Consider the following 16609-nt stretch of genomic DNA (forward strand, 5'->3'; position numbering starts at 1 on the left):
TGGGTGAGCACGTCTTCCATTGCAACCTCCATCTCTCCTGATGATGGAATTGTCGCAACCGGGGCCCCGTCGCGTGTACTGCGTGCAGGACACTTATCCAAAGTGGTCTAACACAACGTAGATGACCCTGTTTCAAGTTTCGACATGGAGAACCGAGTCGGTATTTGCTCCCTAATAAGAGACAGGGCGGCACATATCCTTGAGTCAAACCCGGACAGCCGGATCACGGTGATGACTCACGACATCGGCATCGCGACAGAGCTGAAGCACACTTTCGACGATTTGGGGAAATCGCTCAAAGACACGCCTAACCACTTCGCCACGGATTACCTTGAGCTCCGCGGAGAGACGACGCAAGATCTTCAGATACAGAAAAGCCGCTACTCGGTCCTCCTCAAGCGCGCCTACGACTTCGCCATTTCCGACCAGGAGGACGAGAGCGAGTCCTACGTTATCGGGAACATCCTCAGGAGAATTCTGGAGGGCTACAGTTCGTTCAACTACGGCATCGGAATAGATATGCTTTCGCGCGATAAGGATCTCGCGATTAGGTTTGGTCCTGCGAGCAGGCTTCTTTCAAGCGTAATGTACCGACTAGCCCTGAATGACGAGAGCCATCTGAAAGAATGCCTCGACGCCCTCAATCCGCCAATTGCATTCGACCGGTATAGCTACCAGGAGAAAATGGCAATCGCCCAATGCGTGTTTGTCATTCTCGATTACCTAGATGGAGACCATGTCGCCAAGCAGCTCGCCCATCACAAAGTCCCCAAAAGAGATATTGAAGCTCACATTGTCGAGTGGAGGAAGAGGTTCGTCCCCGAAGGCGAGGCGGAGAGCTCAACCGCCTAAAACCTCGGTTCGGGAGCTGAGCGCCGCGTGTCGCAAACAGCTATTTTGGGGAGGACGGACGAGGGGACCCCTATCGCTTCCAACATGTTGTCTCCTCCTTCAGGCGAGACGAGATCGGGGGACCGGAGGGCGGAGAGCACTAGGGAGGGGTATTCTTCCGAGGCGTCGTATGCCCATGCAAGGGCGACGACATCTACGAGTTCGCCGGCGACCCGCGCGAGGACCGTCTCCCCATCAACTGTCAGACGGTTGAGACGATCCAAGTCGTCGGCGTCAGCGACGAGAAAGCTCCACCCATCGCGCCTTCGGGCCACGGGAAGGCCCGTCGGCCCCGGCTCCTCCCGATAGGAATCCGCCGCCTCGTGATAGTAGGAACGCAGCCAGAGGCCGTCTCCTGCGACGTCCGAGAGGTCGAGCGTGTAGTTGGTGAGGAGGTTTCCTCTCTGCGGTATCGCATCGACATGGTGGTCGGTGTCGAAGACATCGATGCGGCCTCCTGAGTAGTACGCCTTCAAGATCATCTCTGCTCGCCCCTCTCCTGCCTTTCCGCGCTTCGCGCCGCTGCCGCGGAATCGTCCCCGCCAGATTCACGGTCCGCCGCCGCCCTTCTGCGCCCGGGCTTCGAAGGTCTGGCGCCGAGCCGGGGCTCGGGGCGCTTCTCGGGGAGAATCCCGATGCGGCGCGCGTAAGCCGCGAGCTCGGCGTTTCGGCCGTCCTCCGCCAGGCGGTCGAGGTCGGCGGCGCACATCGCCCTCGACGACTCGACGAGCGCCACGGCCTCGGATAGGGTCCTGAGCTCCTCGAGGTCCCCCAGCTCTACGGCGCTTCGGGCGGCTGCGGCTATCGCCCTCTCCCCGGCGTCCGCTATTCTGCGGATTCCTCCCGCTCGTAGGACGGGCTCCAGCCTCTCCCGGCTGTAGGACAGCCCCAGCCTCTCTCCGCCCACCCTGCGTGACGGCCGGTCGGCGAACGCGTACACCCAGTCTCGCCTCGGCGCGTGGGGGGAGTTCTCCGACACCGTGACGCGCAACGATCCGAGGAGGCTCCTGAACTCCGTCTCGCTCCTCGCCACTGAGCGCGCCACCTTCACCCTGGCCCGTATGTCGGCGACCCACGAGTACTCCCCGCGGTCGGAGAGCTCCTTTTCGGCGCGTCCGACATATTCCTCGCGGCGCGTTCTGGCGGCGGGCCTCGGATGCCGGCGCTCCGCCCGGGCGGCGACGCCCGGACACGGAACCGCCTCCAGCGGCGACATGCCGAGGCTCTCGGCTGCCCTCTGCAAGGACCTCGCGAGCGCCTTCGGGTCCGGGTCCTGGAGCCTGCGGCCCGTCTCGAGGTTCGTGTTGTTGACGACGACGTGGGCGTGCGGGATACCTCCTGCGTTGTCGTCGTGGTAGACGATGGCGACCTCGTGGTCCGGGAAGCACTCCCTTGCCCATCCGGTCGCGAGGGCGCGCAGTCCGTCGAGCGAGACGCGGTCCTTGGGATCCGGGGAGACGACGTAGTGCTTGTAGGTGCGGGCGCGCCGCCCTCGCCAAGCGGAGTCGTTGCCGTACAGGCGCCGGGTCCTGTCCATCGCCTCGGCCCAGTCGAACGGCCTCCCCGGCGCAGAAGGTTCGAGGTTGATGTAATCCTCGGCGAGCGCGCGGCCCTCCTTCGTCAGGTACCGCCTGATCCCCCTGGTCGAGGTGTGCCCCGATATCGCCTTGAGCATGGGCACGCCCCTCACCTCCACAGCCCGGCGATGACGCTTCCGGAGAGCTCCGCCACCGCCCGCCTCAGCGACTCGACCCCGGGCTGCATTTCGGCGAGCTTGCGCTCCGCCCGGGAGAGCTCCTCGACCACCTCCGAGGTCTCCATGTCGTTCGCCCTCAGATAGTACGCGATGGCGTTGAGCGCGTGGACCGCCTGGTTGTAGTGGTGCCCCCAGCGCGTCATCTCGCGGGAGAGCCGCGCCGCCGTCGTGCGGTCGATCACGACGAGCCCCGCCCCGCCTCGCGCCTCCTCCGCAGGCAGCTGCAGGAGGACTCGGACGAGGTCGGAGACCGTCATGTCGAGCTCGCGGGCGAGACCTTTAGCGGACTCCATCTCTCGGTCGGACATGCGCACGTGAAGCTGATTCGGGTGCCTTTCCATCTTCCGGCTCGCCTCCTCGAACCTCGGGACCGGGGGCGGGCCGACGCCCGAGGGGCGCGGGGTATCCCCCGCATGGAGCGTAGCCGAGCCGCAGGCGGGCTGCGCTCCCGCCGCCCCGGTCCGGGACGTTCCGTTCCGAAGGAGGGGACGCGTCCCGGCCCTCCTCCGAGGGCTTCGGGACCGGCGCCGGGCGGGGCGGCCAAGAGCTATTCTGGGGACTGTGTACACGGAATAGGCCTCTTGCTTTGCTTCGGAAGCGTACGGATCTCACGACCCGCACAACGCGTCGAAAGCCTCGAATCTTTTCCCGAGAACGCAATCGGCCTCCAGCGATGATACGAGCGCGGGGTGCAGGTCGGCAGCCCTGTCGATTAGCCTTCGGATGGTTTTAAGATTCTCCAGCGCGATCGGGTTGTGGGCGAAGACGTCCGGGTTTCGATCGTCGGCCCACTTGCCGAGGAACCTGAAGCAGCGCGACAGGAGTCCCACCCAAACGTCCGAAAGCTGCACGAACAAGTTCGACTCTGAATCCACGAAGTCGTAGTTGTCCCCGTCGACAATATCCATGGAGACATGCGTTTCCGCATCGAAGCAATGGAATGCCTCGGGGAAGAAGAGGCAGACCTGCTGATAGTGATTGGAGAACCCTTCTACCAGCGTATCGGGCGGGTTGTCCCTCAGGAGCGCGAGGGATTCGCTTCTCGACGACGTTCTTGCCATCTGGCGGAGTGCTTCTATGGAAAAGCTATCTTCGAAGGAGAGGGGCTCCGAACGGGTTTCCAGGAAATCGAGAAGGGAATTCTCTATGAATTCGCAGAAAGGGCGGACCTCTCCTGGAGGCACGTTGGGGAAGCCGAACGCGGCGAGATTCTCTAGAAAGCCGACGGGGTCGATTCTGGCGCATAGGTAGAGGGCGTTCTTCAGCTTCCTATGAACCACAGACATATGCTCGTGCCCCGAAACGGCGATCATGGAGTCAACGATGTCCACGATTGCATAATAGAGGTTGTCTTGCGAGTGGTAGTGGACGGCGATCCCGGGCCGATCGAGCGATTCGAGGAAGCGCGTGGTTCCCCTCCCGCGAAGGACCCTTGCGAAATCGTCGCTGCCGCCGAGCACCGTCCTCGCCTTCATCTCGCCGCTTCGGGGAGCGAAGGATTCGATGCGTGCCGACAGCTCGTCTTCGACCCCCTCGCCGAGGATGGCGATTCCGCCGAGGATGAATGGCCTCTCCACTGTCCGCGCATCCGCTATCGCGCCGTTCCTGTACGCGATGGACCGGCAGTTCTCCGTTTCGTCGTAGTAGATGCGCCAGGGCTCCCTGCAAATCTTGATGCCGGCAAGGACCGCCATCGCCTCCGAGAATCCCGCGGCGTTTTCGCGAAGCTCCGCCACCTGCTTCCCCTTCCGTTTCGCCTCTCTACGCAAGTTACCATTCCTTCCGGGAAGCAACGCGGAAAATGCGCGCGGTCGAGATTCGCGGCATCCCGACCGGAGGGTCTGACCACTCACCCCCGCGGTGTCGGAGCCCCCGGCCCGAAGGCCGGGGGCGCCCCTCGGAGGGGCCAGGAGGTCTCAGGCGACCTCCGAGGGAAGCGAGCTGCCGGCAACGGGAACCGCGTCGGAGAGAGCGTTGATGTGGTGGCGGAGGAAGGCCTTGCCCTCGCCGAAGACCACCAGACTCACGTCATCGAAGCGGACGGGGCGGTCGACGTCCTCATGCTCCGCCAGGTACGCGATGGCGGCCGTCTCGCGGCGCTCGCGCCCCTCGAGGCCGCTGCCCTCCGGGAAGCCGCCCTCGTCGGCGGTTCTCGCCGACACTTCAACGAACACGAGGATATCGTCCTCCATCGCCACCACGTCGATCGCGCCCGCCGGGCATTCCCAGCCCGTTTCGACGACCTCGTAGCCGCGGCGCTCGAGGAAGAGCTTCGTTGCCTTGATTGCGCGTTCCTTCAGATCCTTCATTTCGACCTCCTTCGTCGTTCGGCGGAGCCCCTTTCGCCCCGCCTCGTGACCCGTTTCCCGCCGACTGCCCCTGCGGGCGCAAGGGAGACGAGCGAAACCCCGGAGGGGCCTCGAGTTTTCGCGCGTAGTCCGATCGCACCTTGGCGCGAAAAGTTTTCGCGGCCCTTGCGCCCGCAGGGGCCGGCGGCGAGGATGGAGGGTCGAGGCGGGGAGGAGCTGCGGCGGGGAGGAGGGCGGAAGCGAATGCTCGAGGCGGGCAAGAGAGCCGATGCGTCCGGGGCCCGCCGGCAGGAGCAGACGGGCCGGGCTTCGCTAGGCCGTTTCGCGACGGGGCCTGATGCGGGCGGTCTCCCCGTGCACGTAGTTGTTGGAGTTCCAGGAGAAGTCGCCGCCGTGGTCGTAGCGCGCGACGTAGGGCAGGTCGGGGTACGTGACGCCGACCTGCCCGTCGGGCGTCTCCATCCGGACGGCTATCGCGTTGCCGGCGGGCTGCCCGAAGCCGACCACGGGGTAGGCCTTCCAGCCGCTCTCGTGCTCGCGAAGCCACACCTCGTCGCCGACCTCGAGCTCGCCCACCGGCACCTCGACGGAGTCGAGGAGCTCGCCGAGGCGCAGGTCCTCCGGCATGGACTCGTCGAAGGCGTGGAGCATCTCATCGAAGTCGTAGGAGCGCTGCTCCTCGCACGGCTCCACGCCGCGGACGCCGGCGGGCTTCCAGTCCTCCCCGTACTCCGTCGTGAGGCGCTCGGCAATCCTCCAGCCCTCGATGACGTAGATGCCGTTGTCCCCGGGGTCCATGCCCGCGTCTTCGGTGTAGGGGCCGATGCCGACCGACAGCGTGCCGCCGAAGAAGTTGCCGACGACCTGGCAGATGCGGGCCCACCCGTAGTTGTCGGAGCTGGGCGGGCGGTAGCCTTGGAGCTCGCAGTACCGAAGCAGAGGCTCGACGGTGTCGCGGCCGCCGTTCCAGTGCAGGTAGAGCCCGATCTTCCTTTCTTGCGTGGTGATGATCGCCCTGTTTCCCATCCGGGACCTCCTTCGCTTTCCTGGCTCCGCCCTGTGCCGAGCCCCGTTGGCGGCCTCAGCCCGCAAGGCGCTTCCGGGCGCAAGGGAGGAAGGGGAAACCGGAGGCCCGAGCTTCCGACGCAGGAGGAAGGTTTTCCGCGACCCTTGCGCCAGCGGAGAGCTTTGCGGCCGCATGGCGCCCGACGGGGCTGTGCGGGGCGGGGCTGAAGGAGGGGTCGGTGGCGAAGGCGCGATGTCCCGACGAGAGGAGAGGCTCGGCGAGCGTCGCGCTGCTGCCGCCGTTCCGCCTTGGCGTGCTGAGTTCGTTTACGCGGACGTAAGCCGTCTCAGCTCCGCAGGGACTCAACGTGTCGGCGGACTTTCAGCGTCTCGAGCCGGGGATGGTACGGCTCTGGTCCGGCTTGCCCATCGACCCCGGCTGGCATGGGCTTTCTCGTTTGGCTGAGAGAGGAGGGCGACGGAACGACGGCCATCCTTCTCGGGACGGAGCCGCCGGACTCCTCGAGCTTCCTCCGTCCTCTTTTGCGGGCAGCGGAGGGAAAGCCGATCGATGTTGGTAAAATACGATCGATAAACGCATTCGAAACCAGTCTGCCAGGCACCTTGCCGAAGACGCTTCTGATGAAGACCGCCGTGTTAGGGGTGGCTGGCTACCGAGCCCTTGGAGAGAAGCATGGCGAAACCGACGTCCAACGAGAGCAACCTTGCGCTGCTGGAGTCCCTCATTCGGAACTGGGAAGACGAGACCATCGAGTTCAAGGAGGCGAGCAGCGATTTCGACACCGACAAGATAGGCCGCTACGTCTCGGCATTGAGCAACGAGGCGAACCTCTCCGACGAGCCGTCGGCGTGGCTTGTGCTCGGGGTGAGGAACAAGACGAGGGAGGTCGTCGGCACGGGCTACCGGACGGATTCGAATCGCCTCGACGGACTAAAAAAGCAAATCAACGACGATACCGACCCCAGCATGACGTTTCGAAGCGTCCGAGTGGTGGACCATGCGAACGGGCGCGTCGTGATGCTCGAGATCCCCGCCGCCCCGAAGGGCATGCCGATTGCCTGGAAGGGGTACTGGTACGCCCGCGCCGGCGAGAACCTCACCAACCTCTCCATCGGCAAGCTCGATGCGATTCGCAGCCAGGGGCATCTGCTTGACTGGACGGCGCAAATCGTTGAGGACGCAGAGATTTCTGACCTCTCCCAAGAGGCGATGGCGGTCGCTCGCAGGGCGTTCGCTGAGAAAAACTCCTCGCGCATCCCGACCGAGGCGATCGAAGGCTGGAGCGACGAGCAGTTCCTCAAGCATGTCGGCCTTATGACGAAAAGAGGGATAACGCGCGCGTGCATACTGCTCCTGGGAAAGCCGGAGTCCGCATACCTGCTCAATCCTCTTATGGCGGAGCTGACCTGGAAGCTGGTCGGACAGGAGACGGCATACGAGCATTTCACGATTCCCTTCATTCTCGCCACCACCCAGCTGTACTCGCGCATCCGGAACATCAAGATACGCCTTCTTCCCCCCGACGAGCTCATCCAACGCGAGGTGGAGAAGTACGACCAGGGAAGCGTCTTGGAGGCCATCCACAACTGCATCGCCCACCAGGACTACTCCAAGTATTCGAGAATCAGCGTCGTCGAATACCCCGACAAGCTCGAGTTCACCAGCGTCGGAACGTTCTTTGAAGGAAATCCCGACGACTACGCCCTCGCGGGCCATATGCCGCGCCATTACAGGAATCCCGCGCTGGTGCAGGCCATGACCCAGCTGAACATGATCGACCATCTCGGATACGGAATCGAGCGAATGAACCGCTCCCAGGCGAACCGCTACCTCCCGCTCCCTGACTACGATCTCACCAATCCGGAGGAAGTGAAGCTTACTATTTTCGGGCGTGTCGTCGACGAGGGATACACTAAGCTCCTCATGCAGAGCAGCTCCTTGCCGTTCGGGGACGTTCTGGCGCTTGACCGCGTGCAAAAGGGCCGCCCGATTTCGGACGCGGCGCTTCGGCGACTTCGCAACAAGAAGCTGATCGAGGGCCGGAGACCCCATCTGCGTGTGGCGGCATCCGTGGCGAAGGCGACGGGAACCCAGGCGGATTACATCCAAGCGCGAGGGCAGTCTGACGAATACTGCCGCGCTCTCATCACCGACTATCTGAGGAAGCAGGGCCTGGCGAGCCGGGCGCAGATCGACGTCGTCGTCTTCCCAGCGCTCTCGACCGAGCTTACCGAGGATCAGAAGCGGAACAAGGTCAAGAACCTCCTCGCCCAGCTGAGTCGTGAGCAGGAGATCCGCTACGAGCCCAAGGGCGACAAGCGGGGATGGAGCCTTGGATAACTGCCGTCCGATTTATCCGGATTAATCCAGATTTATCCGGCTATTTATCCCCAAAGAAACAGATAACCGCAGTTGAGGCGTGGTTTCGCATTCGTCAAATTATCCGGAACGGTTCCGTCGAGCATCCGTGAGGCCGCCGCGCGGAAATCCTGCAGAGACCGGAAAAGCGGCGTTTAGGCCGCAGGGAAAGATTCTCGTTTTCACGCCTCTGCCCAGGCGCCATCCAGTTCCGCCGCGCAGCTCTCGAGCACGCATCTCACGGCGGCTATCTCCGACGGGGTCACGCGCCCTCCGTCCGCCTTCTCCTCGAGCATCGCGAGGATCGACGCCGCGCCTTCGATACGCTCGGTCGAGCGCACGATTGCGTCGACGGATTCTTTGGGTAGGGTGTTCAACGGGGTGCCTTTCATAGGGCGTCCTTTCCTAGGCGCTCGTCACCGAGGGAAGGAGGCCTCAGGGGCATGAAGAGAGAGAGGCATCCACCTCAGTTGTCACGCTGTCGGGAAATGTACGCCAAATACCCAAAACGGCAGATGCCCCTCTGTCCGGTATTTGGCGTACGAATATTCAGTTAGCGTGACCGTCTCATTATAAGCGCAGCCCTCCCGTCCCTACGGAAAATCCGCGAGGCGGGCGCTGTTCCGGCCCACGGTCGGGAGGCGGCCGGCGGGGCTTTTACATGAACCTGAATACGGTCCTGAAGAGCCATCGGGCGAAGCGCACGGCGATCCTCACGACGCGGCCCTCCTTCCCGCGGCTCCGCCGCCCTCCATCGAGTCGCACAGGGCGAGGTAGCGCCCGTAGCGCTCCTCGCACGCCTCCATGTGCCTTGCGAGCGCCTCGTCTGCCTCGCATTCCGCCTCGAACTCCTCCCTCGACGCCCCGGGCTTGCGGTCGTAGAGCAGCGACAGGATCACGCTGCGCCGCGCGGCGACCCTGCGCCAGAGCTTCGCGAACCCCGGGTCCGCCTTCGCGAGGCCCTCCATGTCGAGGGGCTCCCCGTCGCAGCCCAGGGCGTCCGGAGGTATGGGTTCGTCCGACCACACGGGCAGGCCGTCGTCGCCCTCGAGCCACCTCGCCAGGTTCTTCGCGAGCCGGCCGTCCTCGCCGTTGCGGGCGCGGTAGCTCTCGGCGTATGCGGCGTAGGCGTCCGCGATCTGGCCTGGCAGGTAGCCCTCAGCGACCCTCTTCTCCCAAACTGCGAGGCAGGACCTCTTGAACCTGAGGGAGGCGACGGGCTTGATCGACATCGCGCAGAGCCTCTCGAACTCCTCGGGGAACTCGCCTCTCCTGTAGGGCTCGAAGCCGCCGCCTCCCTCGCCCCCGGCTTCCCGCGGGGAGGAGGAGAGGGGCTGTTGATTGGATTCAGGGGCTTTATCCCATGAGTAATTAATAGCGCCGGGTTCTCCAGATCTGGGTTTTCCGGATGTGGCTTTCCCGGATGTGGCCGGACCAGATACGGATTTTCCCGTTCTGGGGACAACCTGGGCTTTCTCGGCGCCGCAGCCTTCCTCCGCGGCATCGCGCGCCTTCAGGGCGCGGTCCTTGCGGACGAACTCGGAGAGGATCGCGAAACCCTCCGCGCGCAGCTCCTCGGCCACGGCGTCGTGCATCGCGGGGTCGTCGAGCGTGATCCAGGTGGCCTCCTCGGCCTTGAGGAACCTGCCCGCCTCCCCGCGCTTGCGGGCGCGGATAATGTAGCCCGCCGACTCGAGCTCCCTGATGCCGGCCGACACCGAGTCGACGCCGTCCTTCACGAGCGAGGCGAACCCCCGGATGGTGAAGACCCATTCGGGATTGCCCTCGAGCGAGCGGATCTGGCAGTAGATGCCCTTCGCCTTGAGCGACAGCTCGCGGTCGAAGAACACCGTGTTCTCGACGTGGGTGAAGGAGCCCTTGCCCCTGTGGATCACATTGCCCACGGGTTCCCTCCCTTCCCCCAGGCGGCGCGCTTGCGCTCGGCCTGCTCGAGCAGCTCGAGGGCGCGCACGACGCGGGCCTCGACCTCCTCGCGGCTCGCCGACGGCCTGAAGAACCGCGCGATGCTCCTCTTCGGGATCCTGAACGACTCGACCTGGTTCGGCTTCTCCTCCTCCATGATCGAGCGGATGAGGGCCTCGCCGAGCTCGCCCTCCTGCGAAAAGCGCTTCATCTTCAGGGCCTGCGAGTGGGACGGGGTGCAGGCGTTCTCCCGCATCGCGTCGAGGAGCGTCTCCTGCTCGCGCCGCGAGAGGTAGCTGACCTCGACGGCGGGGAGCATCCGCATGCGCCCTTCGTCCACGAGGTCGAGTATCCCCGGGACGAGGTGGGTGAGCCTGATATAGCGCCTCACCTTGTCCTTGCTCACGCCGAGCTCCTCGGCGAGTACGTCCCTGGACTTCCTGCCCTTCAACTTGTGCGCATTTTGCGCACAAGTCAGGTCGGTGCGCTCTCCCTGGCGCCGCATCGCATCGAGCCTCATGGAGTACGCGAAGGCGCGCTCGCTCGGAAGGATGCTCTCGCGCTGCAGGTTGGAGTCGACCATGGCGATGACGGCCTCGTCCTCCGTCATCTCCCTCACGATGCACGGAGCCTCCGCGAGGCCGGCGAGCTCGGCGGCTCGCTTGCGGCGGTGCCCGCTCACGAGCGTGTACCTGCCGCCCTCCCCGGGAACCACGGTCAGGGGGACGAGCACGCCGTTCTCCGCGACGCTCTCGGCGAGCGCCTCCATCTCCTCGTCGTCGGCGACTCGGAACGGATGGTTCGGGAACGGGTCGATGAGGCCGAGGGGGATCGGCTCCACGGATCCGGCCGCCGCGGAGTCGCGCTCCTCCTGGGACGTGAACAGGTCGTCGATGCTCGGCAGCGGCACCGCCGCCCTCCTCCTAGCCACGGCGCACCTCCTCCGCGAGGCGGGAGAACGACGCGGCGACCTTGCCATCGGGGTCGTATGCGAATACGCTTTCACCCGCAGCGGCCGCCTCCGCGGCGGAAACGGCGCGGGGCACCACGGTCTCGAAGACGCGGTACGCCTTCCCGTACTGGCCTCTGACGGTGCGTTCCACGTCCCTGGCGAGGTTGTTGCGGGAGTCGTAGAGCGTGACGAGGATGCCCTCCACGGAGAGGCCGGGGTTTATCTGCCTCCTGACCCGCGCCACGGTCTTCAGGAGGCCGGTCATGCCGGATGCCGGGAGGTACTCGGCGGAGACCGGGATGAGGACGCTGTCCGCGGCGGCCAGTGCGTTGATGGGGATTATTCCCAGGGTGGGCGCGCAGTCGACGATGACGTAGTCGTAGTCCGCCTTGATGGGCGCGAGCCAGGCGCCCATCATCCGCTCGCGGGACATCGCCATGAACACCGCCATCTCCATGGCGGCGAGCTCGATGTTGGAGGGCATGAGGTCGACGCCCTCGCGGTGGCGGAGCATCCCCGCCGTGGGGTCGTCGTCCGAGCCCGCTATCGCGGAGGAAAGGTGGGTGGCGAGGGTCGTCTCAAGCGAGTCCGGGTCCCTCCATCCGAGGGACTTCGTCAGGTCTCCCTGGGGATCGGCGTCGACGAGAAGCACCCGGCTCCCCGTCCTGGCGAGCGCGACCCCCAGGCTCAGCGCCGTGGCGGTCTTGGCCGTCCCTCCCTTCTGGTTGGCGACGGCAATCGTCCTGCATGTCATCTTGCTTCCTCCCATCTGCGGCGCTGCCGCGTCTCGGGAGGTCAGGAGGTTTCGGAATCGCAGTCGGGAGCGGGGCCTTGTCGCCCTGCGGCCTTCGGCCGACCGTCCGCGCGTTCGCGTATCTCTTTCGGGAACGGTCGTCCCCATGCGGAATACGCGGTTGGAAAGCGCGGGAACTGGACTGGAATTTCCAGTGTTTCTCCCGTTTCGCAAACCCATCCCACTGAGGGTGCATGAATAGAGAAAATCCCTCTGACGTGGGATTATTTAGAAAATGGATTTGCAAGAGAAGTTAGCGGAACGTGCCAGCCAAAACATTGGGAAGCTTCTAGTCTGCGCGTCGTGACGGAGGGTTTTCGGGCTGGCAGGATGCGGGCTTTGCGCTTCAACTTGAGTCATCAGGACGAAGGGAGTTGAAATGCTACGAGACAGCGTGCTTCGCCTTGTCGTTGCCGTCGGGCTGGTTGCGGGCGTTGCGATGCCGGGTAGCTTCGCGTTCGCGGCGCCCGACGGCAGCTTGGCGGGGGCGGAGGTTCGGGATGCTGCGCCCGAGGCGGCTTCGAGCGATGCCGGCTTATCGGAGGACCGCGACGAGGAAGGCTCTTCCGTCGACGGCGCGCCGGCGTCAGCGCCTGAAGCGCCGGCGGGCGCCGAGTTGCCGCCGCCGATCGCCGAGCCGCTTTCCATATCGATCGACGAGGAAAATCCCGTGGCGCCCGAATCGGGGACGGCGGGGGAGCGTCCGGTAGATGCGCGCGATGCGGCGCCTGCGGAACAGCCCGATTTCAACGGCATCGTGGAGTTCGACATGGAAGTTGCCGGAGAGGGCGTGCAGTCCAAGGTGTTTACGAGCGGCGACGAGCCGCTGGGCAACTTCGGTTTGTACGATATGGGAAGCTGGGTTTTCAAGAAGTACTTCATCGGCTGGTCGGACGTGCCGGATTACGTGGCTAACGCGCAGGGACGTCTTTTCTACGAAGGGGAGCCGGTGTCCGCGGCGTTTCCCGAGGGCCTGTCCGAGCCGCGCCGTCTGTACGCCATTTTCGCGGGCGGGTTCGATGCGCTGAACAGCGCGGGCTATATCGACATGAACCGCGGTATGAGCGCTTCCGACACCGTGGAGGGCGAGATTATCGAGCAATCCGGGTTCGGCGTCGACCAGGCGGACAAAGCGGCAACCGTGATGCTGGATCCGTCGGCGCCGGGATACGGGGTTGCGGTGCGCCCGGAATTCGGCTTCAACAAGGTGCTCGCGCACATGGTGTTCAGGAATCCCGGCGGCATCATGACCAACAGCGGAACCTGGTCGGACGGCCCGAAGCAGGGCGCGTCGTACACGCACGTCGATCTGCACGTGGTGCTTGACGAGCGCATCGGCATGCCCGACGTTTTGGAGAACGTGTCGTTTACCAGCTACCAGTTCAAGCCTTCGTATGTGCTCGACGAAAACTACAACGTGCTTGCCCGGATAGACGATTCGCTGGTGCAGGGAAGCCCCACCTCGGTGTTCTCGTTCGATCGCCAGGGCAAGTCCACGTTCATCGTCCGGGTCACGGTTCGCCGCGACGGAAATCCGGCGAACCTTCTGAACGCTTCGGCTTCGCAGGTGCTCGAGCCGATGGTGCTTACGGCGCCGGGACGTCCCTTCTTCGTTTCGAAGGAGACGGCGTACGCGGTCGAGTCTGCGGGCGAGCCGATTACACTGGGCGGCTACATCGACGGCGTGGTGAAGGTGAGCGCGATCAAGCAGAACATTCCCCGAATCGACAGCCCCTCGATGCGAATAGCCTTCGTGGCGCGAACCTACCAGGTTTCGTATCGCTTCGAAAGCATGACGGAAGGCAAGGAGCTGCCTGCGGACGTGCTGGCGCTTCTGCCTGTGCCGCTCGAGGGCCTGGAGACGGGCGTCCGCGTGTTCCCCGAAGAGCTGCTTCAGACCGAGATCCAGGTCGAAGGCGGGAAATGGGCGTTCCGCTCCTGGGATAAGGAGTCGCATCTGGTTGACGACGCCGACGGCGAGTTCGTGGGGTATTGGGAATTCGCAGCCGATCCCGTGCCGGTCGACCCGCCGGACCCGACCGACCCGCCGGATCCGGTCAACCCGGTCGATCCAGTCGACCCGGTCGATCCAGTTGCGCCGGTTGAGCCCGGGACCTCGGGGCAGCAGCCCAAGCCGATGCCCGAACCCGTAAAGGCCCAGGCAAAGGCGCTTCCCGTTACGGGCGACTCGAGCTTGGCGGCCGTCGCTGCGTTCGCGGGCGCGGCCTTCCTGGCGGGCGTGGTGATTCTTGCCGCTGCCATTGCCGTGGGAAAGAGGCGGTCGGGAAAGTAACAGCCTGCTAAGTAGTTTCAAGAGCGGGCGATCGGGGCGGGTGCGCAGGTGCGTGCCCGCCCCGATGCCGCGTGCGCCGCGAAGGGGCGTCGCTGCCGTTGCTTCGCGCTGCGAGCGCTTGCGAGGACGCTACGCCTTTCCCTTCGCCATCGAAAGCGATATCTTGCCGCGATCTTTGTCGATGCCGGTCACCCAGACGGTTACCGTGTCGCCAACGGACACGACCTCGCTCGGGTGCTTGACGAAGCGGTCGGACAGCTTGGAAATGTGGACGAGTCCGTCTTGCTTCACGCCGATGTCGACGAATGCGCCGAAGTCCACCACGTTGCGCACGGTGCCGGTCAGCTCCATGCCGACGGACAGGTCGTCGAAGTCCCGCACGGTGCGGTCGAACACCACCGGTGGCGCGTCGTCGCGGGGGTCGCGGCCCGGTTTCTCCAGCTCGGCCACTATGTCTTTAAGCGTGGGAAGGCCGACGCCCAGCTCTTCGGAAAGACCCGCCACGTTGCCCAGACGGCTTGCGATATCGGGTACTCCGCCTTGGGCGAGCGCTTCCGGCTTCATCTGTGCGCGCTTCAAAAGCTCGCGCGCCACGGGGTAGCTTTCGGGATGGACGCTCGTGGCGTCGAGCGGGTTCGCGCCGTTCGCGATGCGCAGGAATCCCGCGCAGTTCTGGAAGGCTTTCGCGCCCAGCTTCGGTACCTTCTTCAGTTCGCGGCGATCGGCGAAGGCGCCGTGCTCTTCCCGGTAGGCCACGATGTTCTTCGCCACGGTGGCGTTCACGCCCGACACGTAGCCCAAAAGACTCGCGCTTGCCGTATTGAGGTCGACGCCTACCCGGTTTACGACGCGCTCCACCACGTCGCCCAGCGCGCGTCCGAGCGCCGCCTGGTCCAGGTCGTGCTGGTATTGGCCCACGCCGATGGCCTGGGGCGGAATCTTCACCAGCTCGGCTAGGGGGTCTTGCAGGCGACGCCCCAGGCTCATGGCGCCGCGCGTGGTCACGTCGAGGTCGGGGTACTCCTCGCTGGCCAACTGCGACGCAGAGTATACCGAGGCCCCGGCTTCGTTCACGATGGTGTACTGCACGGGCTGGTCCAGTCGCGCTAGAAGGTCGGCCACGGCGTCCTCGGTCTCGCGGCTGCCGGTGCCGTTGCCGATGGCCACCACGTTCACGCGGTGCTTCTTGACCAGGCTTTCGAGTGCGGCCTGCGCCTCCTTCACCTGCGAGCGCGGCGGCGTGGGGTAGACCGTCGTGTAGTCGAGCAGCTTGCCGTACTCGTCGAGCACCGCCACTTTGCAGCCGGTGCGGTAGCCGGGGTCGAGCGCAAGGACGCGCGCGCCGCGAACGGGGCGCTGCTGCAGAAGGTTCTCGGTGTTCTTGGCGAACACGCGGATGGCGTCGGTCTGCGCGCGCTCGGTAAGAAGGCTGCGCATCTCGCGATCGAGGGCGGGCGCCATCAGGCGTTTGTAGCCGTCGGCAACGGCTTCGCGCAGCACGTCGGCGAAGGGGCTTTGCGGGCGCGTGATCACGCGACGTTCCAGCTGCTCCACCGCGGCGTCTGCCTGAACGCGCACCTTCACGCGCAGCTTGCCCTCTTTTTCGCCGCGGTTCACGGCGAGCACGCGGTGGTTGGGGATGCGCGAGAGCGGCTCCGAGAAATCGTAGTACGACTCGTAGACGGTTTTTTCCTGTGCGTCGGTTGCTTCGACGGCCAACGCGCCGGTGCGTTGGGTGAAGCTGCGCAGCACGGCGGTATGCTCGGCGTCGTCGGCTATCGTCTCGGCAACGATATCGCGAGCGCCCTGCAGCGCGGCTTCGGCCGTGGGGAAGCCGGCTTCGGCGTTCACGAGCCCGGCGGCAAGGGCGAGCGGGCTCTTGTCCGAGCGTCCCTGCGCCAAGATGAGCAGGGCGAGCGGTTCCAGCCCGGCATCGCGCGCTTTCGACGCGCGGGTGGCGCGCTTTTTCCTGTACGGCTTGTACAGGTCCTCCACGCGCTGCATGATCGCGGCGTCTTCGATCTTCGCACGCAGTTCGGGCGTGAGCTTGCCCTGCTCGTCGATGGCGCGCAGCACTTCGTCCTTGCGAGCCTCGAGGGCGCGCAGGTAGGAAAGGCGCTCGTCGAAGGCGCGCAGCTGGGCGTCGTCCATGCCGCCGGTGGCTTCCTTGCGGTAGCGGGCGATGAACGGAATGGTGTTGCCCTCGTCGACGAGGGCGATGACGGCTGCAACCTGCGCCGCGGAAAGCCCCAGCTCGCGTGCGAGCGTGGTATGGATGTTCGACATGGAATGCGCTCCTGTGTTCCG

At 64.9% G+C, this 16609-nt stretch carries 13 protein-coding genes and 1 pseudogene; 3 read left to right on the forward strand and 11 right to left on the reverse strand.

The window, feature by feature from the left end; translation table 11 throughout:
* Positions 1–129 precede the first annotated feature (129 nt).
* Positions 130–852: pseudogene (locus LQE90_RS00005) on the forward strand (AAA family ATPase); the annotation flags it as partial.
* Here LQE90_RS00005 and LQE90_RS00010 read toward each other — a convergent pair.
* The 6 genes from LQE90_RS00010 to LQE90_RS00035 all read right to left on the reverse strand — a co-directional run bounded on the left by LQE90_RS00010 (position 849) and on the right by LQE90_RS00035 (position 5982).
* On the reverse strand, positions 849–1373 hold the full coding sequence (locus LQE90_RS00010) for a hypothetical protein (RefSeq protein WP_231088135.1): 525 nt from the start codon (positions 1371–1373) through the stop codon (positions 849–851). The pseudogene LQE90_RS00005 and the gene LQE90_RS00010 sit on opposite strands and share 4 nt — an antisense overlap.
* The gene (locus LQE90_RS00015; protein WP_216528421.1) at positions 1370–2566 is read right to left on the reverse strand and encodes a relaxase/mobilization nuclease domain-containing protein; all 1197 of its coding nucleotides are present in this window, start codon (positions 2564–2566) and stop codon (positions 1370–1372) included. Before LQE90_RS00015 ends, LQE90_RS00010 begins: the two co-directional genes overlap by 4 nt.
* A gap of 11 nt (positions 2567–2577) precedes the next feature.
* On the reverse strand, positions 2578–2988 hold the full coding sequence (locus LQE90_RS00020; protein WP_216528422.1) for a hypothetical protein: 411 nt from the start codon (positions 2986–2988) through the stop codon (positions 2578–2580).
* 267 nt (positions 2989–3255) lie between these two features.
* On the reverse strand, positions 3256–4416 hold the full coding sequence (locus tag LQE90_RS00025) for a hypothetical protein (RefSeq protein ID WP_216528423.1): 1161 nt from the start codon (positions 4414–4416) through the stop codon (positions 3256–3258).
* A 147-nt stretch (positions 4417–4563) separates the two neighbouring features.
* Positions 4564–4956, reverse strand: coding sequence for a YraN family protein (locus LQE90_RS00030; RefSeq protein WP_216528424.1), 393 nt, complete (start codon positions 4954–4956; stop codon positions 4564–4566).
* Between the two features lie 312 nt (positions 4957–5268).
* Positions 5269–5982: a hypothetical protein gene (locus LQE90_RS00035; protein ID WP_216528425.1), complete on the reverse strand. Its 714-nt coding sequence runs from the start codon at positions 5980–5982 to the stop codon at positions 5269–5271.
* A gap of 673 nt (positions 5983–6655) precedes the next feature.
* Between LQE90_RS00035 and LQE90_RS00040 the strand changes: the two genes are divergently transcribed.
* Positions 6656–8323 carry an RNA-binding domain-containing protein gene (locus LQE90_RS00040; RefSeq protein WP_231088137.1) on the forward strand — a complete coding sequence of 556 codons (1668 nt, stop codon included), beginning with the start codon at positions 6656–6658 and terminating at the stop codon, positions 8321–8323.
* Between the two features lie 200 nt (positions 8324–8523).
* Here LQE90_RS00040 and LQE90_RS00045 read toward each other — a convergent pair whose 3' ends face one another.
* The 4 genes from LQE90_RS00045 to LQE90_RS00060 form a co-directional block, all read right to left on the reverse strand.
* Positions 8524–8733, reverse strand: coding sequence for a hypothetical protein (locus LQE90_RS00045; protein WP_176878425.1), 210 nt, complete (start codon positions 8731–8733; stop codon positions 8524–8526).
* A gap of 321 nt (positions 8734–9054) precedes the next feature.
* Complete coding sequence (locus tag LQE90_RS00050; protein WP_216528427.1) at positions 9055–10245, reverse strand: helix-turn-helix domain-containing protein; 1191 nt, start codon at positions 10243–10245, stop codon at positions 9055–9057.
* Positions 10233–11195 (reverse strand): ParB/RepB/Spo0J family partition protein, encoded by a 963-nt coding sequence (locus LQE90_RS00055; RefSeq protein ID WP_231088139.1) that lies wholly within the window; start codon positions 11193–11195, stop codon positions 10233–10235. The genes LQE90_RS00050 and LQE90_RS00055 overlap by 13 nt, the downstream gene beginning before the upstream one ends.
* On the reverse strand, positions 11188–11970 hold the full coding sequence (locus LQE90_RS00060) for a ParA family protein (RefSeq protein ID WP_216528429.1): 783 nt from the start codon (positions 11968–11970) through the stop codon (positions 11188–11190). The genes LQE90_RS00055 and LQE90_RS00060 overlap by 8 nt, the downstream gene beginning before the upstream one ends.
* Before the next feature lie 418 nt (positions 11971–12388).
* Here LQE90_RS00060 and LQE90_RS00065 point away from each other — a divergent pair, with 418 nt between their 5' ends.
* Complete coding sequence (locus tag LQE90_RS00065) at positions 12389–14302, forward strand: SHIRT domain-containing protein (protein WP_216528430.1); 1914 nt, start codon at positions 12389–12391, stop codon at positions 14300–14302.
* Between the two features lie 129 nt (positions 14303–14431).
* Here the strand turns inward: LQE90_RS00065 and LQE90_RS00070 are convergent, their stop codons facing one another.
* Positions 14432–16588: a Tex family protein gene (locus tag LQE90_RS00070; protein WP_216528431.1), complete on the reverse strand. Its 2157-nt coding sequence runs from the start codon at positions 16586–16588 to the stop codon at positions 14432–14434.
* Between the last annotated feature and the right edge of the window lie 21 nt (positions 16589–16609).

The sequence above is a fragment of the Paraeggerthella hominis genome (assembly GCF_021044775.1).
Classification (GTDB): domain Bacteria; phylum Actinomycetota; class Coriobacteriia; order Coriobacteriales; family Eggerthellaceae; genus Paraeggerthella; species Paraeggerthella hominis.